The organism is Kitasatospora sp. NPDC054768, assembly GCF_053612025.1.
The window spans coordinates 110136-130209 of sequence record NZ_JBSHBN010000001.1; the positions used below are offsets into that span (position 1 = coordinate 110136).

Here is a 20074-nt window from a genome sequence, read left to right on the forward strand (position 1 = left end):
ACGAGGTCGTGGGCGATCAGGGCGTGCTGGAGCACGGGGAACCTTCCGAGGTGAGGGGTGGCGGGCCCGCCGGGCACGGTGCCTCGGCGGGCCGCGTCGCACGTCGGCGGATCACACCGCGGGCGCCCCGGTCTCCTTCAGCGTGCCGTCGGCCAGCCGGAGCCAGCGGTTCACCCCGATCTCGGCGAGGAAGCGCTCGTCGTGACTGACCACCAGGAAGGCGCCCTGGTAGCAGTTCAGGGCGCTCTCCAGCTGGCCGGCGCTGACCAGGTCGAGGTTGTTGGTCGGCTCGTCGAGCAGCAGCAGGTGCGGGGCCGGCTCCGCGCACAGCACGCAGGCCAGGGTGGCGCGCAGCCGCTCGCCGCCGGAGAGCACCCCGACCGGCAGGTGGGCCCGGGCCCCGCGGAAGAGGAAGCGGGCGAGCAGGTTCATCCGCTCCGTCTCGGGCCGCTCGGGGGCGAACGCGGCGAAGTTCTCCGCCACGGAGCGGTCGAGGTCCAGCAGGTCCAGGCGCTGCGAGAGGTAGGCGATCCGCCCGTCGTTGCGCTTGATCTCCCCGCTGTCCGGGGCGAGTTCGCCGGTGACCAGGCGCAGCAGGGTGCTCTTCCCGGCGCCGTTGGGCCCGGTCAGCGCGATGCGCTCGGGGCCGCGGACGCTCAGGTCGACGCCGCCCTCGGCGAACACCGGCCGGCCGGCGTGGCGGACCTGAAGGCCCTCGCCGAGGAAGAGGTTGCGTCCGGCGGGCACCTGGGTGTCGGGCAGTTCCAGGGAGAGGCGCTGCTCCTCGCGCAGGGCGCGCCCGGCCTCGTCGAGCCGGGCCTTGGCCTCGCCGACCCGGGCCGCGTGCATCTGGCCGGACCGGCCCGCGGACTCCTGGGCGCCGCGCTTCATGTTCCCGGCGAAGATGCGGGGCAGGCCGGCGTTCTTGAGGTTGCGGGCGGCGTTGCTCTGGCGGCGCTCGGCGCGTTCGCGTGCCTGCTGCATCTCCCGCTTCTCCCGCTTCAGCTCCTGTTCGGCGTTGCGGACGTTCTTCTCGGCGACCTCCTGCTCGGCCCGGACGGCCTCCTCGTACGCGGTGAAGTTCCCGCCGTAGAAGCGCAGTTCGCCGTTGCCGAGTTCGGCGATGTGCTGCATCCGGTCGAGCAGTGCGCGGTCGTGGCTGACCAGCAGCAGGCAGCCGTTGAAGTCCTCCAGCACGTCGTAGAGCTTGTGCCGGGCGTGCGCGTCGAGGTTGTTGGTCGGTTCGTCGAGCAGCAGCACGTCGGGGCGCTTGAGCAGTTGGGCGGCGAGGCCGAGGGAGACGATCTGGCCGCCGCTGAGCGTGCTCAGGCTGCGGTCCAGGGTGAGGTCGGCCAGGCCGAGACGGTCGAGCTGGGCGCGGGTGCGCTCCTCGATGTCCCAGTCGTCGCCGATGGTGGTGAAGTGCCGCTCGTCGACGTCCCCGGATTCCACGGCGTCGATGGCCCGGATGATCCGGGCGATGTCGAGCACCTCGGCGACGGTGAGGCCGGAGGTCAGGGGCAGGCTCTGGCGGAGGTGCCCGAGCCGTCCGGTGACCGTCACCGAGCCGGTGGCGGGCTTGAGTTCGCCGGCGATCAGTTCGAGCAGGGTGCTCTTGCCGGAGCCGTTGGGGGCGACCAGGCCGGTCCGGCCGGCGGGCACGGTGAAGGACAGGTCGTGGAAGACCGGGGTGTCGTCGGGCCAGGCGAAGGAGACGTTGGAGCAGACGACGGCAGCGTCGGACATGGGGATGACCTCGAAGGGAATGAGGGCAGGAAGACGGACCTCTGCCCTGGGCAGACGTGCGGAAGAGGGGTACGACGAAGCCGACCACCTCGGCGGCGCTCCTGAAGCACCGGCCGGTGGCCGTCAGATCCGGGTCTCACCCGGAGATGTCGTCGTCACCCGCCACGTCTGCCACTCCTCGATCACACGACTACAGGTCACGGCCACTGTAGCAGGAGCCGCCGGCCGGCCGGATGGCCGGACGGGTGTGCGCCCCGACGGGTGTCGACCGGCAACTGCCCTTCGCCGTGGCCGCTTTCGCCCCGTGGCGATTCAAGCGGGCGGGCCCGGCGCCGCCGCCGTACGGCGGGGTCGGGCGTCCGGGGCGGCGGGCATCCGGTCGAGGGCGTCGCGCAGGGCGGCGCGGGAGGTGATCCCGAGCTTGGGGAACGCCCGGTAGAGGTGGGAGCCGACGGTGCGCGGGGACAGCCGCGTCCGCAGGCCGATCTCCTTGTTGGTCAGACCGCCCGCGGCGAGGTCCGCGATCCGGCGCTCCTGCCAGGTCAGGGCCGCGACACGGCCCGCGGCTGGCCCCTGCGCAGGCCCGTGCCCGGCACCGCCGGGTGACGGTGCCGGGCACGGGTGCGGTGCGGGTCGTCAGTGGGCGGTGGCGCGGGCGGCAGCACGCCGCGGGGATCGTCAGGCCTGCTTGACCGTGATGCGCCCGTTGCCGGTGCTCAGGGTGAGCCGGTACCGGCCGGACGGGTCGTCGGAGACCCCGATGTCCTGGTGGCCGTTGTCGCTCTTCGCGGACACCTTGTACGTGGCGGCCGGCACGAGCAGGGTGATGGCGCCGTTGGAGGTCGACGCGGAGACGTCCTGCGGCCTGGTCGAGGTGATGTCGATCGCGCCGTTGTGGGTCTCGGCCTGGATGCGGTCGCCGTTCAGTCCGCGCCCGGTGATGGCGCCGTTGGTGGTCGTCACCTCGGTGCTGCCGTTCACCCCGTCCAGGTCGACCGCCCCGGAGTGGGTGGAGACCTGCACGGCGCCCACCCGGGAGAGGCTGACCGCGCCGGTGGAGGTCCGGCCGCTGACCGGCAGCCCCGCGGGGACGTCGACGGTATAGGTGACCGAGCAGTACTGGCCGCAGCCGCCGAGCACCAGCACGCCGTTCTCGACCCGACTGGTCGCGCCCGGCTTGTCGTTCTTGTAGCTGACCGACCGGTGCACGGAGACCTTGTCGAGGCCGTCCTTGCCGCGCAGGGTCACGCCGCCGGAGGTGGTGTCGAGCTTCACCGCGGTGATCGTCCCGCTCACCGCGGCGTCGTCGTCGAAGGTGTTGTCGGGAGCCAACCCGCAGGCACTGAGACCGCCCACGGCGGCCGCGAGGACGACGAAGGACGCGAGACGGCCGGACTGCTGGCGCATGTCATTCCCCAGATCTGGAGGGCGTTCCTGAACGGGCCCCGTCGCGGGGCGGACCCGACGACGCTATCCCGGTGCGAAAGTCATCGGCCATGGGGCTAACCCCCGTTCCCGGGTGGGGAGTTCCCCCACCTCGGGAGCGCCGGGCGCCCGCGGATCACCGGCGAACCGGCGCAGGGCGAGGCCTGGCGGAAGCGGCGCCCGAAGCAAGCGCGACGCTCGCAGGAAGAGAAGAGGCCCTCGGAAGCGGCGGCGAGATCACGGTCCCGGTGGGTGGTACGACGTGCCCTGTGGGCGACATTCGGGCGGAGGGGCGCCGGATCGACGGGGGAGCGATCCGGCGCCCGGCTCGGCGTCGGGGGCTGCGGCCTTGCCGCATCACCCGGTACGGGCCGACCGGGGCTGCGCCGTCACGGCCGCCCCGATCTGTCGACCTGTCAGAAGAATTCTACGGACAACGGATTGACCTGTCCATGGGGAGTCCGGGCTCCGGGCGAAGGTCACGCCCCGCGGGTGATGATCTCCTTCACGCCTTCCATGACGGCCTTGCCGGTCCGCCACTTCCGGAGGTGGCGGTCCGCCGCCAGTTCCTCGACGGCCGAGGTCAGCCAGGCGTCGTCACCGAGCCGTTCGACGTGGCCGAGGTCGACGATGTCCCCCAGTAGTTGGCGCAGCACCGTGAGCTCGGGCGCCGGGTACCACCACCCGTGGTGGACGAACCGGGGCCGCCACAGGTCGTAGGGGTGCCGGACCATGGCGCTGAGGCAGGAGCCGTGGGCGCCGATCGCGCCGTCGTACGAGTTCAGGAGGCCGCCGACCGGCGTGCTGGGGAACCGGCCGCGGGTGAAACCGAGTTGCAGGCTCATCAGGCGGTCCCACGGCACCAGGAACGGATCCCGCCCGGCGACGCGGTGCTCGAATCCCCCGGGGAGGACGGCGAGGTGCGCCGTGCTCTCGTGGTCGCCGATGAACCAGCCGCCGTCGATCCGCACCAGGGGGCCGAGGCCGACGGGCGGCGCTTCGGCGCGGGAGGCACCGGGGGAATCGGGGGAGTCGGAGGCGGTCGACCGGTCCGCGGCGGTGGAGTGGTGGGCGTTCACGGCTCTCCTCAGGGCATGCGGTGCTGTGCACCGACCAGTCTTCCCGGCGCCACCCCTCGGGTCACCATACCGGCCGGCAGGGGCCGTTGAGTGGGAGGACGCGAAAGCCGCCCTTCCGGCACCGGGGTTACTCGGCCTCGGACCCGGACCTGGACCCGGCCTCGACGCCGGCGCCGGAGTCCGACGCGGCGCCCGCCGGGACGGTCTCCAGCGCGGTCATCCGCGGGAGCAGGAGCAGCACCGCGACCAGCAGGGCGAGCAGCAGGCCGCCGCCGATCAGCAGCGGGGTGCGGATGCCGACGGCGGAGGCGATCCAGCCGCTGAGGGCGGCGCCGGCCATGATGCCGAGGCGGCTCAGCAGCATGTAGCAGCTGTTGACCCGGCCGAGCAGCTCCTTCGGCACGGCCTGCTGGCGCAGCGAGATCGCCTGGATGTTCCAGGTGACGATCCCGAAGCCGACCACGCCGTACAGCACGGCCACTTCGGCCACCGAGGTGCTCAGGCCCATCAGGATCAGCGAGACGCCCATCAGCAGGAAGGCGAGGGCGATCCGGGTGCCCCGGCCGAGCAGCCGGCTGAGCCGGCCGGCCAGCGTGCTCGCGGCGGTGCCGCCGATGGCGCCGGCCGCGAGGACGATGCCGTAGGCGGCGGCGGGTGCGTGGATGACCCTGGTGACCATCAGGACCATCATGGTGGTGCCCATGAAGCAGGCGAGCGCGCCGAGGGTGGAGAGCACGGCGAGCATCCGCACGTCGCGGTGGTGGAGCAGCCAGTCGACGCCCTCGCGGATCTCGGTGAGCACCGGGCGGCGGTCGGCCCGGGTGCGCGGCGCGGTGGAGCGGCCGGTGGCGGCGACCAGGACGGCGGCGAGCGCGAAGGACACGCCGTCCACCGTGAAGGGGGCCGCGGCGGCCACGGCGAACAGCGCCGAGCCGAGCAGCGGGCCGATCAGGTTGCCGCCGACGAGCATGTTGGCCTGCATCCGGCCGTTGGCGGCGTCGAGCTGCTCGGGGCGGACCAGCTCGGGGACGGCCGAGGTGGCGGCGTTGGAGAAGACCGTCTCGCCGCAGCCGAGCAGGAAGGCCAGTGCGGCGAGCGCGACCAGCGGCGGGTCGGCGACGAAGATCCAGCAGGCGAAGCCCAGGACGACGGCGGCGCGCGCCGCGTCGATCGTCCACATCAGCCGTCGCCGGTCGGCCCGGTCGGCGAGCACTCCGCCGTACAGGGACATCAGGAGGAAGGGCAGGGAGGCGGCGACGGAGACCACGGAGACCGCGCCGGGGGAGTCGGAGACGGCCACCGCCAGCAGCGGCAGGGCGGAGTCCCGCATGCCGTCGCCGACCGAGGAGATCGCCGACGCGGACCACAGCAGGTGGAACTTCCGGCCCAGTTGAGGACGGCTTTTCGAGGGCTTCGCGGCCAGGTCGGCTGAGGTCACCGACGCAGTATGTCATGTCCGCGGAGGGTCGTTCGGGCGGTTTCCGAACTGCCTGAGGTGTCCCGAACTGTCCGTGTCGGGAGGGGTGTCGGGCTCATCCACCGGTGTCCGGAGTGTCCGGTGGGCTTCGGTGGATCCGGCCGGGTTCCCGGCCCGCCCTGGCCCGCCCGCCCGCCCGCCCGGCCGGGGCGGGGCGGGGCGGGGCGGGCGAACGCGAAGCCGGACGCGCCCGCGACGCGAGCGCCAGCGCGCCCCCGGTCGCGCCCGGGGTCAGTGCTTCGGCACGGCGTCCGCGGACTCCGGCAGCGGGTAGGCGCCGGGGTCGACCGGGCCCGGGAGGTCGGTCGCCGGGCGGCCGGGCGCGGTCGGGTCCGGCAGCGACGGCTGGGCCGGCGGGGCCGGGACCTGGCTGAACGGGATGCCGGGCGGCGACTGGACCGGGCTGGTCCGGCCGAGGGGCGGGGCGCCGCGGCCCTGGACGGCGCAGCCCGCCAGGCCCTCCAGGCCGTCCGGGCTCTGGACGGCCGGCTGGTTGCCGGTGAAGCAGTTGCCCGGGTCGACGGAGGCGAGCACCAGGTCGGTGCCGTTGCCGGTGGCCCGGTTGTCCTCGACGCGGTTGCCGCTCGCCGGGTGCCCGGGCGGGTCGGTGACGAGGATCCCGGCCGCGCGGTTGCCCCGGACCAGGTTGCGCTGCACCTGGTTGACGGTGCCGCCGCCGATCCCGATGCCGATGCCGTAGGCGCCGTCGGCCTGTTGGGGGGTGTCGGTGGCGTTGTTGTCGGTGACGACGTTACCCGCGAGCACCGCGCCGTGCTGGGGGGCGAGGGCTTCGAGGTCGTTGGAGTTGAGGGTGACGCCGACCCGGTTGCCGCGGACCAGGTTGCCGACGACGGTGAGGTTGTCGGAGGCGTTGGTGATCTCGATGCCGACGGCGTTGCGCTCGACGGTGTTGCCCCGCACCAGGGTGTCGCAGGGCTTGCACTGGCCGACGTAGATGCCGGAGTCGGCGCCCCCGGAGGCGTAGGAGTCCTCGATGACTCCGCCGCGGGCGTCGAAGGCGTAGATGCCGTACAGGCCGTTGTTGTACGCGGTGACGTTGCTGGCGCGGAAACCCTGGACGGGCGGGAAGCGGACGGTGTCCAGCGGGTCGTAGGCGGAGCCGCCGGCGCCGTGCTGCTGCAGCTTCTCGTCGGTGACGCCGGTGAACAGCACGCCGTTGGCGAGGTAGCCGTGGACGGTGAGGTTCTCCACCACCGAGCCGGGGCCGGAGACGGTGATGCCGTTGACCAGCCGCAGGCCGCCGTCCAGGACCACGGTGTTGCGGTCGGTGCCGCGCAGCACGATCTTGGGCTTGGTGAGGCGCACGCTCTCCCGGTAGGTGCCCGGGTCGACCAGCACGGTGTCCCCCTCGCGGGCCACGTCGACGGCCTGCTGGACGGTCGGGAAGTGCTGCGGGACCCGGATGACCGTGCCGTCCGGGTGCTTGGCGTCGGAGGAGGCCGAGCCGCCCGAGGAACAGCCGGCGAGGGCGAGGACGGCGGCGGCGAGCAGCGCGGGCAGGCGCCTGACGGTTCGGGTCCCGTGTGAGGGTGTTGCGGTCGGTCCGGGGTGACGGGCGGTCAAAAGTTGCATACGGCGTGTTCTATCGTCTCCAATGTCGCCCATGCATGCCGAAGCCGGAAAGGCGCAGGACCGGACACCGACCGTCAGGACCGGTGTGGGTCGGAGGGCTCTGATCACGGGCGGGGCGGTGGCGGCCGCCGGACTCGGTGCCGGGGCCGCGGCGTTGGCCCTGGGCGGCGGCGACGGCCGGGCGGACCCCGGCCGGCCGGCGGCGGCGCCGGAGCCGTCCGCCGTGCCCTTCCACGGCCAACGGCAGGCCGGGGTGACGGCCCCGCAGCAGCCGGCCACCCAGCTGCTGGCCCTCGACCTGGCGCCGGCCGCGACCTCGGACGGGCGGGCCGCCCTGCGCGGCCTGCTCGGCGGGCTGACCCGGGTGCTGGCCGAGGCGGCGGGCGACCGCCCGGCGGACGCGCGGCTGCGGGACGGCCGGCCGGCCGGGCTCAGCAGCGTGGTGGGGGTGGGGCCGGGCCTCGCCGCCCGGCTGGGGCTGAACGTTCCGCCGGCCCTGCTGACCGAGCTGCCCGCCTTCCCCGGGGACCGGCTCGACCCGGCGCGCGGCGGCGGCGACCTGGTGGTCCAGCTGTGCGCGGTGGACCGCTGGCCGCTGTCCGTGGTCGCCGAGCAGGTGGGCGATGCGGCCCGGGCGGCCGGCGCGACGGTGCGCTGGACGCAGTCCGGCTTCCTGGCCCGGACGACCGGGGGCGCCACCCCGCGCAACCTGTTCGGCTTCAAGGACGGCACGGCGAACCCGGACGGTGCGGACAGCGGGCAGTGGGTCTGGGGGCCGCCGGGACCGTACGAGCACGGGACGACGCTGGTCTACCGCCGGATCCGGATGGACACCGCCGCCTTCGCCGCCCTCCCCGGGGACCGCCAGGAGCAGGTGATGGGCCGCCGGGCCGGCGACGGCGCCCCGCTCACCGGCACGGCGGAGCACGACGAGCCGGACATCTACACCAAGAACCCGGACGGCTCGTACGTCATCCCGGCCACCGCGCACGTCCGCCTCTCCAGCCCCCGGCTGGACGGCGGCGCCCGGATGCTGCGGCGCGGCTACAGCTATGACGACGGCCCGGGCGACCGCGGCCTGCTGTTCTGCGCCTTCATGCGCGACCCGGCCCAGTTCACCCGGGTCCAGAACCGGCTGGCCGCCCGCGACGCCCTCAACGCCTTCGTCGAGCACACGGCCTCGGCGGTGGCCTACGTGCTGCCGGGCGCGCCCGAGGGCGGGACGCTGGGGGACGGGCTGTTCGGATGAGCCGTTCGGACGAGCCGTTCGGACGAGCTGTTCGGGCGAACGGTGCGGAGGAACAGCCGCTGTCCGGCGGGAACATGAGCACCGGCGCAGCGACGCCGAGTGCGTCGAGCGGCGCCGGGAGCGGTGGCCGAGTGCCCTGCCCGACTGTTGACGCCGAGCGGGCGCCGACCGCGCTCCCGGACGCGGCTACCAGTCCACCGGGAGGCGGGCCGGGCTCCGGGTGGTGCCGCCGAGCTGCCAGGCGAGGTCCGCGACCGGGACGGTGAGGCGCAGGCCGGGCAGCGCGGTGGCGAGGCGGTGCAGGGACTCGCGCATCTCCAGGCGGACCCGCCAGGCGCCGATGCAGTAGTGCGGTCCGGCGCTGAAGGCGAGGGTGGGGGCGGCGAGCGGGAGGCCGAGGTCGGCGTCGAGGCCCTCGGGATGGACGGCCGGGTCGCGGTTGGCGCTGCCGAGGCTGACGGCGACGACCGAGCCGGCCGGGATGGCGACGCCACCGACCTCGATCGGCGCGGTGGTGCGGCGGATGGTGGCCTCGTCGTCGCCGAGCGGGATGTAGTGCAGCAGGCGTTCGGCGGTGCGCTCGGCGATGCCCGGGTCGGCGAGGCGCGGCCAGTGCTCGGGGCGTTCGCCGAGCACATAGACCAGGGCGTTGGCGAGCGCACCGGCGACGCTCTCGTTGCCGCTGGCGGTGAGCCCGGCGACCAGGAAGACGAGGGACTCCTCGGGGACGCCGCCGTCCTGGTCCGCGGCCCGGACCAGCCGGCTGACCAGGTCGTCACCGGGCGCGCGGCGCCGACGGGCCACCAACTCGCCCATGAAGGCGCCGAATTCGGCGAGGGTGTCGTCGTGACCGGTCTCGGCGCCGCGTCGGTCCTCGGCCTGGCCCTCGTTGTGGCCCTCGTTCTGGTTCGAGCTCTGGTTCTCGCCCTCGTCCTCGCCCTGGGCGAGCAGGGCGAGCGTCCAGCGGTGCAGCCGCTCCTCGTCCAGGTGGTCGGGCCCGTCCCCGTCGAGCCCCATCAGCCGGGTGGTGACGGCGAACGGCACCGGCCGGGCGAACGCGGGGACGAGGTCGGCCGGCGGGCCGGCGGCGACGAGCCGGTCCACGGACTGCTGGACGGCGGCGGCGACCCAGGGCTGCCAGCCGGCGATGGCGCGCGGGGTGAAGGCCCGTTGGGCGGTGCCGCGCAGCCGGCGGTGGGCGGGCCCGTCCTGGTTGAACAGGGACGCCGGGTTGGCGGCCACGTCGGCGGTGGCACCCGCGGTGCCGACGTCATGCAGGTCGGCCCGGGTGACCCGGGGGTCGCCGAGGACCTGCCGGACGTCGTGGTAGCGGGTGATCAGCCACGCGGGGGTGCCGTCCGGGAGGGTGGTGGGGTGGGGCGGCTGGGCAGGGGTGAGGGGGAGCCGGTGGAGTGGGGGGAGGGTGGTCCGGGGGTCGGCTGCGACGGAGTCCATGGGTCCCTTCGCGGGGTTCGGAGGTCCGGCTGGTCGAGAGGAGTCGAAGCGCTTAATTGTCATATATTCATAGGCAATTGGACGCTTGCGGTGCTTCTCCCGTTACGCCCCGATGATATGCCCTCGGCGCCCCCGGTCGGGTGCCGGATCGGCGGGCAGCAGCGGCCGGAGGGCGCCCAGTACGGCACCGATGCAGGCGTCCCGCAGCTCGGTGCGGGTGCAGGTCTCCTCGGTCAGCCAGTCGATGACCAGCACCCGGACGAACACCAGCCAGCCGCGCAGGACCTGTGACACGGCCTGCCGCGCCCGCTCGTCCGCGAGCGGGAGGACGCCGAGCAGCCGGCCGCGCAGGGCGTCGAGCTCCTCGGCGATGATCGTCTGGATCACCTGGTCCCCGGCCAGCACCCGGTTGGCCGTGAGCACGGCGTGCCGGTTGGCGATGAAGTAGTCCAGGTGGGCGTCCATGCCCTCGATCAGCTGCTCGATCAGGGTGTCGGCCGGGTCGAAGCGGGTCTTGGCGAGCAGGCCGTCGGCGGCCTCCCGGTAGACCGCGGCGAAGAGGTCGTGCTTGCTCGCGAAGTGCCGGTACAGCAGCGCGCGGGAGACTCCGGCCCGCTCGGCGACCTCCTCCATCAGCACCTCTTCGTACGGCCGTTCGGCGAACAGTCGGGCGCCGACGGAGAGCAGCTGGGCGCGTCGCTCGGCGAGGGAGAGCCGACGGCGTCGTTCGTGGACTGGCATGCGGGCCAGGCTACTTGACACATGTCTACTTGTCGGCGCCGGCATGGTGGGGCACGATTGGTAGACACGTGTCAACCAGACCTCTGACGGGTGGGTGGGTCATGGCCAAGGCGTTACGGGTGCTCACGTGGACGATGGGGATCGCCTGCGTGGCGATCGGGTTCCTCCACATCCTGCTGGGAAACGCCGCGATGCCCGGGATCGCGGATGCCGGTCCGACGGTCGGCAGCTTCGGCCGCTTCATGGGCGCGGTCTTCGCCGGGTACGGCGTCGCCTGGATCCGGGCCGCCCGGCAGGCGCCGGTGCCCGCCCGGGCGGTCCGGTGGCTGGCGGCGGTGCTCCTGCTGGGCGGCCTCGCGCGGGTGCTGTCGATCGTGGTGGACGGCCGGCCGCACTGGTTCCAGCTGGTGCTGATGGCGATCGAACTCGGGCTCGCGCCGGTGTACTTGTGGCTCGCCGACGCCGACGCCGACGCCGACGAGCGGGCCCGGACCGGGGCTCAGCCCACCGGGGCGTAGTCCGCCAGGTGGGCGGCGAGGGTGGCCCGGTCGACGGTGGCGCCGGTCAGCGAGACGTAGCCGTCCGGGCGGACCAGCACGACGGCGTCGCCGCGGAGCCCGTACGCCCGGGCGACGTGGCCGCCGGGATCGAGCACGGCGGCCCGGCGCAGGCCCGGGAGGGCGGGCGGATCGAACGGGTCGGAGGGGTCGGACGGGTCGGACGGGTCGGACAGGGTGGAGTCGGCGGGCAGGGCCGGGTGCTCGCCGACCGTCAGCAGGGTGAGGTGCGGGCCGCGGAACAGGTCGAAGAGCCGGGTCGGCGTGCCGTCGGCGGTGGTGCAGGGCGCGTCGGGGGCGCGGTCGCCGGCCCGGATGCCGGTGGTGTCGTCGAGGTCGCGGCCGAGCGGCCCGCCCCGGTAGCCGACCGACAGCCCGGTGAAGTCGGCCCCCGCCGCGTTGGACATGGTGCGGAACTGGTCGGTCAGGGCGCGGGCGCCGTCGGCGCTGAACAGCCTGCGGTGCTGGGTGGAGGTGGCGGTCAGGACGGCGGCGGCGACCGGCAGCCGCTCGGCCTGGTAGCTGTCCAGCAGTGCCTCGGGTGCGCCGCGCAGCACGGCGGTCAGCTTCCAGCTCAGGTTGTGCGCGTCCTGGATGCCGGTGTTCATGCCCTGGCCGCCCGCCGCCGAGTGGCAGTGCGCGGCGTCCCCGGCGAGGAACACCCGGCCGTCGCGGTAGCGCTCGACCATCCGGACCGTCGGCCGCCAGACGGTGGACCAGGTCGGCTCGTGCAGCCGGACCCCGGGCAGACCGGCCCGTTCGGCGAACAACCGGCGGAAGGTCTCCGGGGTCGGGGCCGGCAGCTCGCCGTGCCCGTCCGGTTCGACGAGGACGTGCGCGGCCCAGGTGTCGTCCTCGCGCATCGGGACCAGCACCAGGGCGCCGACCCCCAGTCGGGGGTGGTTCCACAGGTGCATGCGGTCGGCGTCCAGGCCGTCCACGTCCAGGGTGGCCATCAGGAAGCGTTCCTCGTCCCAGGTCTCGCCGAGGAAGGGGATGCCGGCCAGTTTGCGGACGGTGCTGCGGCCGCCGTCGCAGCCGACCAGGTAGCGGGCGCCCAGCTGCTCGGTGCGGCCGTCGCGGCGGAGGGTGGCGAGCACGCCGTCCGCGTCCTGGGTGTGGCCGACCAGCTCGGTGCCGGTCTCGACGGTGACGCCGTACCCGGCGAGCCGCTCGCGCAGCACGGCCTCGGTGTGGTGCTGGGCGAGCAGCAGCATGCCGTTGTACGGGCGGTCGGGGGTCGGGCGGTTGGTGGGCGCCGGGTCGACCTCCCCGACGATCCGGTCGCCCTCGTAGGTGCGGACCTTGAGGTTGAGCGTGCCCCGGTCGAGGATCGCGTCGGCGACGCCGAGGTCGTGGAAGACCTCCAGCGTGCGCGGGGTGATCCCCTTGCCGCGCACGCCCCGGTCGCGGAAGCCCGGCTCCCGCTCGACGACGCGGCAGGCGACCCCGGCGCGGGCCAGGCCGAGGGCGAGGGCGAGGCCCACCGGGCCGGCGCCGACCACCAGGACCTCGGTCGCACGGTCGGGGTGGGCGGGGCGAGTGCTGTGAACGGTGAGCATGACGGATCCCCCTCGGCCGTCCGGCCATAAGATACGGCGCGTTTCCTGCTTCCGACTGTAGACTCGGGCCCACAAGAAACGCAACGTATCTACGAGGGGTGGGTGCGGAAACCCGTGGAGCAGGGCAAGCCGGTGCGGCGGCGCGGCGACGAACTGGAACGGGCGATCCTGGACGCCGTCTGGGGCGAACTCGTCGAGCACGGCTACGACCGGCTCACCATGGACGGCGTCGCCGCCCGCGCCCGGACCAGCAAACCGGTGCTCTACCGACGCTGGCCGAACCGCCCCGCCCTGGTCATCGCCGCCCTCGGTCACAACGCCCCGGACTTCCAGGAACCGCCGGACACCGGCGAGTTGCGCACCGACATGCTGCTCTTCATGCGCAGCCTGCTGCACCGCTTCGACGACCTGCCGGGCGAGGCCGTGCACGCCTTCCTGGTCGACCTGCTCCGCGACCCGGAACTCCGGGCCCGCTTCACCGGCTCGCTGACCTCCGGCGGCCCGGTGAACACCCTGGAGACGATGCTGCGCAGAGCCGCCGACCGGGGCGAGATCAACCCCGACCGGATCACCCCGAGGGTCGTCTCGCTCCCGCTCGACCTGCTGCGCGACGCCTTCCTGACGGGCGGGACGGTGGCGCCGGACCAGGTGGTGGAGGAGATCCTGGACGAGGTCGTGCTGCCGCTGCTGCGGGCACCCTCGGAGGGCTGACCGCACGGTGGCTGTGCTTCAGTGTCGATCGAACGAACGTCCGTGAAGGGAGCCCGGAACATGAGCGGCATCGTGGTGGCAGTCAGCAGCAACGCCGAGTACTCGTTCACCAAGCCGAACCGGGACGGCATCACGCTGCTCGCCGGACTCGGCGTCGAGGGCGACGTGCACGCCGGGGTGACGGTCAGGCACCGCTCCCGCGTAGCCCAGGACCCGACCCTGCCCAACCTGCGCCAGGTCCACCTGATCCACCGCGAACTGCTCGCCGAACTCGGCGAGTCGGGCTTCGACGTGGCACCGGGCGCGCTCGGCGAGAACATCACCACCGAGGGCGTGGACCTGCTCGGCCTGCCGGTCGGCGCCGTGCTGCGGATCGGCCCGGAGGCGGCGGTGGAGATCACCGGCCTGCGCAACCCGTGCGCCCAGATCGACGCCTACCGGCCCGGCCTGCTCAAGCAGGTCGTCGGCCGCGCCGAGGACGGCACGATCGTGCGCCGCGCCGGAATCATGGGCATCGTCCGCACCGGCGGCCCGGTCCGGCCCGGCGACACCATCGCGGTCGAGCTGCCCGACGGCCCGCACCGCCCGCTCGACCGGGTCTGAGGGCGTCAGGGCGTCAGGGCGTCGGGGCGTCGTCGATCGACGACCCGGTTGATCCCCCAAGTCGGCTGCTCCACAGGCCGGATGGCCCGTCGAGCATACCCCCACCCCGTCATGGCGACGGCTCCCGGCGCGTAAGCAGCCGGGAGCCGGGGTGGAGCCTGCGTCGCTGACGAGGGTCAGGACCTGACCAGACGGGCGATGGCCTGATTGGCCTCGCGGATCTTGGTGCTCGCCTCCTGGCCGCCCTCGGCGATGGCGTCCCGGACGCAGCATTCGATGTGCTCGTCGAGGAGTTGGAGGGCGAAGGACTGGAGGGCGCGGCTGGCGGCGGAGACCTGGGTCAGGACATCGATGCAGTAGGTGTCCTGCTCGACCATGCGCTGAAGACCACGGATCTGGCCCTCGATGCGGCGGAGCCGCTTGAGGAAGTCGTCCTTGTGGGAGCTGTAGCTGGCCATGGCCGTCTCCGGTTCCTGTGCGGTGAGGCGTGCCCACACTCTACCGGCGGCGCGGTAGGGGGAGTCGGCCCGGACGGGCGGGGTGGTGCCCGCCCGGGCCGACGTCTGCGGGTCAGCCCTCGACGCGGCCGACCAGGTCGTAGCCGGCCTCGTCGACGGCGGCGGCCACCTCGGAGTCGGCGAGCGACCGGGTGCTGCCGACGGTGACCTTGCCGGTGGCGAGGTCCACGGCGACGTCGTCGACGCCGTCGAGCTTCTTCAGCTCGGCGGTCACCGAGGTGACGCAGTGGCCGCAGGTCATGCCCTTCACCTGGAAGACCGAGGTCCGGGCGGAGTCGGCGGCCGGGGCCGCGCCGGCGCCGGTGCCGCACGAGCCGCAGCAGGAGGAGGTCTCGGTGGCGGCGGACTCGACGGTGACGGTGGTCTCGCTCATGGGTGTGCTCCTGTCGTGGATGCCCGGCGCCGGCCGGGCTGTCCGGGCGGCTGCTTCGCTGGTGAACATACCATACCCCCCTAGGGTAATGAAGAGGGTTCCCCGCGGCGCCTCCCGTCCGGCCGGCGCAGTGCCGTCCGGCGCGACGCGGGCGTCAACACGGCTCTGTGGCAGTCCTGTTGCGGGTGCCGGGCAAGGTGGGGGAGCTGCCCCGCATCCCCGGACGACCGACACCACCACCAGAGGTGAACCCCATGGACCAGAGCACCCGGCCCGCCGCCCCGCGCGGCCTGCGCGAGATCCTCGCGGCCGGCGAGCGGACCTACTCCTTCGAGTTCTTCCCCGCCAAGGACGAGGCCGGTGAACGCGCCCTGTGGGCGGCGATCCGGCGGGTGGAGGCGGTCGCGCCGACCTTCGTCTCGGTCACCTACGGCGCCGGCGGCTCCTCGCGCGACCGCACCATCGGCACCACCGAGCTGATCGCCGCGCAGACCACCCTGCGCCCGGTGGCCCACCTGACCGCCGTCGGCCACTCCACCGCCGAACTCCAGGCAGTCCTGCGGCGCTACGCGGACGCCGGCATCCGCGACGTCCTCGCCCTGCGCGGCGACCCGCCGGGCAACCCCAACGGCGCCTGGCAGCCGCACCCGCAGGGCCTGCGGTACGCGGCCGAGCTCGTCCAACTGGTCAAGGACTGCGGCGCGTTCACCGTCGGCGTGGCCGCCTTCCCGGAACGCCACCCGCGCTCGGCGGACTGGGACGGCGACATCCGGCACTTCGTCGCCAAGTGCCGCGCCGGCGCCGACTACGCCGTCACCCAGATGTTCTTCGAGGTCGAGCACTACCTGCGGCTGCGCGACCGGCTGGCCGCGGCGGGCTGCGACACCCCGGTCATCCCCGAGATCATGCCCGCCACCGACGTGCGCCAGATCAGCCGCTTCGCCGAGCTCAGCGGCGCGTCCTTCCCGGCCGGCCTGGCGCGGAGACTGGAAGCGGCCCGTGGCGACCGAGCGGCGGCCCACCGCATCGGCGTCGACCACGCCACCCGGATGGCCGAGCGCCTCCTCCACGAGGGAGCCCCCGGCCTGCACTACATCACCCTGAACCGCTCCACCGCCGCACTGGAGATCCACCGCAACCTCGACCCGACGGCCCGCCTCCTGACCGCCACCCCCGCCTGACCCCGAACTCCCCCCACGGATCCGTTCCGCGAGGCCGGGACTTCCGGTGGGCGGCCGTCAGGTGTGGGCGGGGGTCACCGGGTGCGGTAGGCGTCGGTGATGGTCTGGTCGAGGGTGTTGCCGTCGGCGTCGGTGAGTTCGGCGCGCAGGGAGACGGCGGTGCCGGTCGGCGGGTTCTGGACGGTGACGGCGCCGGCCTCGACCGGGAGGCGGGTCCACGAGGCGCCGCCGTCGGTGGAGGCCGAGACGGTCAGGGAGCGGGTGCGGCCGTCGGCAGCGGCGCCCTGCACGGTGATCGGGATGCGCAGCGGGCTGCCGGCCGTCGCGGTGCCGGCCGGGGTGAGCTCGGGGGAGAACCGTACGACGCTCACCGGGAGGGCGGTCGGCTCGGTGGTGGCGGCCGAGGTGAAGGTCCAGGACGCGTTGACGCGGGTGGTCGCGCCGGCCGCGGCCTTGCGGGTCGCGGTGGCGGCCAGGCGGTACGGGGCCTTGTCCGGGGTCACGGTGAACTCGCCGCGTCCCGCCGCGCCGGACGCGGCGCCGACCAGCACGCCGTCGCGGTACAGCGAGGTGTAGGCGGTGTCGAACGACGGGGTCCACGGCGCGTGGCCGTCGCCGTCGGCGAGCAGCGGGACGTCGGCGGTGATCCGGTCGCCGTCGCGGGAGACGGCGGGCCGGTCGGTGAGTGCGGGGCCGAAGACGGGGCCGTCGAAGGTGTGGGTGGTCGTGGTGCCGGCCCGGACGGCGAGGCGGTCGGCGGTGTAGTGGTTCGGCCGGGTGCCGTCGGCGCGGGGGACGGTGACGCCGATGTCCCAGGTGCCGCGCTCGGGTGCGACGAGGAAGGTGGCGGTGCCGGGGGTGGCGATGCTCCGGGACTCGCCGATGCTCGCTCCGTCGGTCGGCTGGAGGCTGACGAGCGCGGTGCCGGCGCCGCCCGGGCCGGCGGCACCGCGGATGTTCACGGTGGCCAGTTCCCGCGCGGAGTAGTGCTTGCTGAGCCCGGTCAGCGCGCGGGTGCCGGAGAAGGTCCTGCCGAGCAGGTAGCCGCGGGTGCCGGTCTCCCAGTTGACGTCGAACCACTGCTTCACCTCCCCGGTCTCGGTCTCCGGCCCGAGGTGGGCGACGCGCAGGTTCGGCGACCCGTTGGCGACGTTGACGGTCCGGGTGGCACCCTCGTGGGTGACCTCGACGAACATCCCACTGTGCCGGAAGCGCGCGGTGTCGTCCGGCGGCCGGACGTCGACGAGGGCGGTGGTCCGCGCGTCGACGGTGACGGTGGTGTCGTGGTCGAGGTCGAGGCGCGGCTGGACGATCCAGTCCGTCCAGATCGTGCCGCCCGGCTCCAGACCCGAGGTCAGGTTGCTGTCCAGCAGGTACCGGCCCTTGGGCAGCCGCACGGTGGTGGTGCCGGAGGGGGCGTCCAGTTGGACCGAGGTGTCGGCGCCGGGGCCGGAGATCCCGGTGACGCTGGTCCGGTACGGCGCGGTCGCGCGGCCGGCGCGGTCCAGGTGCTTGACGGTGAGGGTGTACGTCTCCGGCTCCGCGGCGAAGGCCGTGCCGGTGAAGGCCGTGCCGCCGAAGGCGGGGGTCGAGGTGCCGACCAGGGCGACGGCGACGGCCAGGGCCCGGAGGGCGTTCCGGCGGGGAACGGAGCGGGTGGCGGAACGAGGGACGGAACGAGCGACGGAGCGGCGTGCGGAACGGGGAGCGGAGGTTGCGGTCATGTCCTGTACTGCTCGGACGGACGGGGGAGTTCCTGTGACGCACGTCACCGGAACCCGGGCGCCGGACCGGGCAGGGCAGAGTGTGGAAGCACTCATGAGAACGCGTCTTCGCCGCGGCGACCCCGACGTCCTGGGCGAGCTGTACGACGAGCACGCCCAGGTGCTGTACCGCTACGCCCTGCGCGTGACGGGCGACTGGGCGGAGGCCGAGGACGTCGTCTCGACGACCTTCCTGGAGGCGTGGCGCGGCCGGGAGCGGCTGCACCCCGACGGCGACGGGCTGCGCCCGTGGCTGCTGGGGATCGCGACCAACGTCATGCGCCGCAACGCCCGTGCCCGTCGGCGTCGTGACCTCGCGCTCGCCCGGATCCCGGAGCGCGGTTCGGTCCCGGACTTCGCAGACGACCTGGTCGCGCATCTCGCGGACGTGGAGCAGTTGCGTGCCGCGCGCCGGGCGCTCGCCCGGCTCCGGCGCCGCGACCGGGAGGTCTTCACCCTCGTGGTGTGGGCCGGACTGGACTACGCGAGCGCGGCCGAGGCGCTCGGCACGCCGGTCGGCACGGTCCGTTCGCGGCTGTCCCGGGCCCGCGCCCGACTGCGCGAACTCACCGAGGCCGAGGCCCATGCCGAGGCCAGAGCCGCGGCCAGGGCGCACGCCAGGGCCCGCGCCGCCGTCCCCGCCCTGCCCGTACCGGGCCGCCTCCCCGCGCTCCGGCCGTCGACCCAGGAGAGCCACGGATGAACGCCACCCCATGGCGCGGTAGGCCGCGCCCGTCGTCCGGGGAGCCCGGGGAGCCCGGGGAGTCCGGGGAACCTGAGGAGCCCAGGGAGCCCGAGGAGTCGGGGGAACCCGGGAGATCGGACGTGTCCGGGGAGTCCGAGCGCCGCGAGCTCGCCGAGCTGCTGCCGCCGCCGGCGGTGCCCGGCCTGCGTGCGGATCGTCAACTGCGGCTGAGGGAGCAGGTGTTGCGCCGGGCCGCCGCATCCGCGGAGCCGCCGGGCCGCCGCTCCGCCCCGCGGGCCCCGTTCCGGCGTCCGGCAAGGTTCCGGATCGCGGTGCCGGCGCTGGCCTGCGCGCTCGCGGTCGCCGGTGTCCTGGTGGTGGACCTCGGGGGCGCGGGGACGGCCGGGCGCGACCGTACGGCGGCGCAGGGCGGTGCCGCCGTCGCCTCCGAAGCGGTTCGGCTCCTCGACCGGATCGCGCTCGCCGCCGCGGCGGGGCCGGAGCAGCCGACGGTCGGCGCCGACCGGTTCGTCTTCATCGAGAGCAGGGTGGCCTACGCCGCGCAGAGTGCGGCGGGTGGCCCGGTGACGATGGCTCCCGCGCACACCCGGCAGGTCTGGCTGTCCGCCGACGGCAGCCGTCCCGGCCTGCTGCGCGAGGAGGGCGGGCCCGACACCCGGCTCGGCGAGGACGGGCCGGTCCTCCTTCTCGACCGGCCGGGGGCGTCGCCGCGGCCCGATGCCTCGCGCGGGAGCGGCCCATCGATCGGCGAACCGACCCACGCGTACGTCGCCTCCCTGCCCACCGACCCGGAAGCCCTGCTGAGGCTGATCCGGGAACAGACCCGCGGTGCGGGCCAGGACGGTGCGGGCCAGGACGGTGCGGGCCGGGGCGGCGACGGCCAGGACCCGGACCAGCGGGCCTTCGCGGCGATCGGCGACCTGCTGGCCGAGACCTGGGCGCCGCCGCAGGTCAGTGCCGCGCTCTACCGCGCCGCCGAGCGGATCCCCGGGGTCACCGTGGTCCCGTCCGCCGGGGACGCCGCCGGCCGGGAGGGCGTCGCCGTGGCCCGTACGGCGCACGGGCGGCAGACGCAGTGGGTCTTCGACCGGACCACGTACGCGTTCCTCGGCGAGCGCACGGTCCTCAGCGAGGCCGGCGAGGCGGGGCCGGCCGGGACGGTGGTCGGCACGTCCGCGGTCCTCGTCAAGGGGGCGGTCGACCGGGTCGGCGAACTCCCGCGGGCGGCAGACCGATCCGGGCCGCCGGCGCACTGACGGCCGCACCGGCCCCGCGCTCCTCCCCGGGCCCGCGCGCATCGGTGGGATGACCGATGTGCGGGCGGCGGGGGCGCGG

At 74.3% G+C, this 20074-nt stretch carries 18 protein-coding genes and 1 pseudogene; 7 read left to right on the top strand and 12 right to left on the bottom strand.

Annotated elements, in window-relative coordinates:
• Window positions 1–111: 111 nt before the first annotated feature.
• The 6 genes and pseudogenes from abc-f to ACWGKU_RS00535 all read right to left on the bottom strand — a co-directional run bounded on the left by abc-f (window position 112) and on the right by ACWGKU_RS00535 (window position 7320).
• Complete coding sequence (gene abc-f, locus ACWGKU_RS00510) at window positions 112–1746, bottom strand: ribosomal protection-like ABC-F family protein (RefSeq protein ID WP_452178159.1); 1635 nt, start codon at window positions 1744–1746, stop codon at window positions 112–114.
• Window positions 1747–2058: 312 nt separating this feature from the next.
• A pseudogene (locus ACWGKU_RS00515) lies at window positions 2059–2325 on the bottom strand (helix-turn-helix domain-containing protein); the annotation flags it as partial.
• A gap of 99 nt (window positions 2326–2424) precedes the next feature.
• A complete protein-coding gene (locus tag ACWGKU_RS00520; RefSeq protein ID WP_401048033.1) occupies window positions 2425–3153 on the bottom strand; it encodes a DUF4097 family beta strand repeat-containing protein in 729 nt (242 codons plus the stop codon).
• 497 nt (window positions 3154–3650) lie between these two features.
• Window positions 3651–4250 (bottom strand): hypothetical protein, encoded by a 600-nt coding sequence (locus tag ACWGKU_RS00525; protein ID WP_401055163.1) that lies wholly within the window; start codon window positions 4248–4250, stop codon window positions 3651–3653.
• 127 nt (window positions 4251–4377) lie between these two features.
• Window positions 4378–5688, bottom strand: a complete 1311-nt coding sequence (locus ACWGKU_RS00530; protein WP_401055164.1) for an MFS transporter — start codon at window positions 5686–5688, stop codon at window positions 4378–4380.
• A gap of 270 nt (window positions 5689–5958) precedes the next feature.
• Window positions 5959–7320, bottom strand: a complete 1362-nt coding sequence (locus ACWGKU_RS00535; RefSeq protein ID WP_452178160.1) for a right-handed parallel beta-helix repeat-containing protein — start codon at window positions 7318–7320, stop codon at window positions 5959–5961.
• Between the two features lie 31 nt (window positions 7321–7351).
• Between ACWGKU_RS00535 and ACWGKU_RS00540 the strand changes: the two genes are divergently transcribed.
• Entirely contained in the window at window positions 7352–8569 is a 1218-nt protein-coding gene (locus ACWGKU_RS00540; RefSeq protein WP_401054017.1) for a Dyp-type peroxidase, read from the top strand.
• A gap of 186 nt (window positions 8570–8755) precedes the next feature.
• Here ACWGKU_RS00540 and ACWGKU_RS00545 read toward each other — a convergent pair whose 3' ends face one another.
• Together ACWGKU_RS00545 and ACWGKU_RS00550 are read right to left on the bottom strand one after the other, a co-directional pair.
• The gene (locus ACWGKU_RS00545) at window positions 8756–10024 is read right to left on the bottom strand and encodes a cytochrome P450 (protein WP_452178161.1); all 1269 of its coding nucleotides are present in this window, start codon (window positions 10022–10024) and stop codon (window positions 8756–8758) included.
• Window positions 10025–10126: 102 nt separating this feature from the next.
• Window positions 10127–10765, bottom strand: coding sequence for a TetR/AcrR family transcriptional regulator (locus ACWGKU_RS00550; RefSeq protein WP_452178162.1), 639 nt, complete (start codon window positions 10763–10765; stop codon window positions 10127–10129).
• Between the two features lie 101 nt (window positions 10766–10866).
• Here ACWGKU_RS00550 and ACWGKU_RS00555 point away from each other — a divergent pair, with 101 nt between their 5' ends.
• The gene (locus tag ACWGKU_RS00555) at window positions 10867–11283 is read left to right on the top strand and encodes a DUF4345 domain-containing protein (RefSeq protein ID WP_452178163.1); all 417 of its coding nucleotides are present in this window, start codon (window positions 10867–10869) and stop codon (window positions 11281–11283) included.
• Here ACWGKU_RS00555 and ACWGKU_RS00560 read toward each other — a convergent pair.
• Window positions 11265–12884 carry an FAD-dependent monooxygenase gene (locus tag ACWGKU_RS00560; protein ID WP_401053182.1) on the bottom strand — a complete coding sequence of 540 codons (1620 nt, stop codon included), beginning with the start codon at window positions 12882–12884 and terminating at the stop codon, window positions 11265–11267. The two genes, ACWGKU_RS00555 and ACWGKU_RS00560, sit on opposite strands and share 19 nt — an antisense overlap.
• 102 nt (window positions 12885–12986) lie before the next feature.
• Between ACWGKU_RS00560 and ACWGKU_RS00565 the strand changes: the two genes are divergently transcribed.
• Both ACWGKU_RS00565 and ACWGKU_RS00570 read left to right on the top strand, forming a co-directional pair.
• Window positions 12987–13595, top strand: coding sequence for a TetR/AcrR family transcriptional regulator (locus ACWGKU_RS00565; protein WP_452178164.1), 609 nt, complete (start codon window positions 12987–12989; stop codon window positions 13593–13595).
• Between the two features lie 60 nt (window positions 13596–13655).
• Entirely contained in the window at window positions 13656–14198 is a 543-nt protein-coding gene (locus ACWGKU_RS00570) for an MOSC domain-containing protein (RefSeq protein ID WP_452178165.1), read from the top strand.
• A gap of 176 nt (window positions 14199–14374) precedes the next feature.
• Here the strand turns inward: ACWGKU_RS00570 and ACWGKU_RS00575 are convergent, their stop codons facing one another.
• Window positions 14375–14695: a metal-sensitive transcriptional regulator gene (locus tag ACWGKU_RS00575; protein WP_452178166.1), complete on the bottom strand. Its 321-nt coding sequence runs from the start codon at window positions 14693–14695 to the stop codon at window positions 14375–14377.
• A gap of 73 nt (window positions 14696–14768) precedes the next feature.
• Window positions 14769–15089 (bottom strand): heavy-metal-associated domain-containing protein, encoded by a 321-nt coding sequence (locus ACWGKU_RS00580; protein ID WP_452178167.1) that lies wholly within the window; start codon window positions 15087–15089, stop codon window positions 14769–14771.
• A 254-nt stretch (window positions 15090–15343) separates the two neighbouring features.
• On the opposite strand from ACWGKU_RS00580, the gene metF reads away from it, so the two are divergent.
• Window positions 15344–16270 carry a methylenetetrahydrofolate reductase [NAD(P)H] gene (gene metF, locus ACWGKU_RS00585; RefSeq protein ID WP_452178168.1) on the top strand — a complete coding sequence of 309 codons (927 nt, stop codon included), beginning with the start codon at window positions 15344–15346 and terminating at the stop codon, window positions 16268–16270.
• A 74-nt stretch (window positions 16271–16344) separates the two neighbouring features.
• Here the strand turns inward: metF and ACWGKU_RS00590 are convergent, their stop codons facing one another.
• On the bottom strand, window positions 16345–17994 hold the full coding sequence (locus ACWGKU_RS00590; RefSeq protein WP_452178169.1) for a serine protease: 1650 nt from the start codon (window positions 17992–17994) through the stop codon (window positions 16345–16347).
• A gap of 94 nt (window positions 17995–18088) precedes the next feature.
• Between ACWGKU_RS00590 and ACWGKU_RS00595 the strand changes: the two genes are divergently transcribed.
• Both ACWGKU_RS00595 and ACWGKU_RS00600 read left to right on the top strand, forming a co-directional pair.
• Window positions 18089–18736, top strand: coding sequence for an RNA polymerase sigma factor (locus ACWGKU_RS00595; RefSeq protein ID WP_380547576.1), 648 nt, complete (start codon window positions 18089–18091; stop codon window positions 18734–18736).
• A gap of 122 nt (window positions 18737–18858) precedes the next feature.
• Complete coding sequence (locus tag ACWGKU_RS00600; RefSeq protein ID WP_452178170.1) at window positions 18859–19995, top strand: CU044_5270 family protein; 1137 nt, start codon at window positions 18859–18861, stop codon at window positions 19993–19995.
• Window positions 19996–20074: the final 79 nt, after the last annotated feature.

Bases quoted from the DNA above. Each gene is read 5' to 3' on its own strand.
- abc-f (WP_452178159.1), bottom strand. From the start codon at position 1,746: ATGTCCGACGCTGCCGTCGTCTGCTCCAACGTCTCCTTCGCCTGGCCC.
- ACWGKU_RS00520 (WP_401048033.1), bottom strand. From the start codon at position 3,153: ATGCGCCAGCAGTCCGGCCGTCTCGCGTCCTTCGTCGTCCTCGCGGCC.
- ACWGKU_RS00535 (WP_452178160.1), bottom strand. From the start codon at position 7,320: ATGCAACTTTTGACCGCCCGTCACCCCGGACCGACCGCAACACCCTCA.
- ACWGKU_RS00540 (WP_401054017.1), top strand. From the start codon at position 7,352: ATGCATGCCGAAGCCGGAAAGGCGCAGGACCGGACACCGACCGTCAGG.
- ACWGKU_RS00545 (WP_452178161.1), bottom strand. From the start codon at position 10,024: ATGGACTCCGTCGCAGCCGACCCCCGGACCACCCTCCCCCCACTCCAC.
- ACWGKU_RS00550 (WP_452178162.1), bottom strand. From the start codon at position 10,765: ATGCCAGTCCACGAACGACGCCGTCGGCTCTCCCTCGCCGAGCGACGC.
- ACWGKU_RS00555 (WP_452178163.1), top strand. From the start codon at position 10,867: ATGGCCAAGGCGTTACGGGTGCTCACGTGGACGATGGGGATCGCCTGC.
- ACWGKU_RS00560 (WP_401053182.1), bottom strand. From the start codon at position 12,884: ATGCTCACCGTTCACAGCACTCGCCCCGCCCACCCCGACCGTGCGACC.
- ACWGKU_RS00570 (WP_452178165.1), top strand. From the start codon at position 13,656: ATGAGCGGCATCGTGGTGGCAGTCAGCAGCAACGCCGAGTACTCGTTC.
- ACWGKU_RS00580 (WP_452178167.1), bottom strand. From the start codon at position 15,089: ATGAGCGAGACCACCGTCACCGTCGAGTCCGCCGCCACCGAGACCTCC.
- metF (WP_452178168.1), top strand. From the start codon at position 15,344: ATGGACCAGAGCACCCGGCCCGCCGCCCCGCGCGGCCTGCGCGAGATC.
- ACWGKU_RS00590 (WP_452178169.1), bottom strand. From the start codon at position 17,994: ATGACCGCAACCTCCGCTCCCCGTTCCGCACGCCGCTCCGTCGCTCGT.
- ACWGKU_RS00595 (WP_380547576.1), top strand. From the start codon at position 18,089: ATGAGAACGCGTCTTCGCCGCGGCGACCCCGACGTCCTGGGCGAGCTG.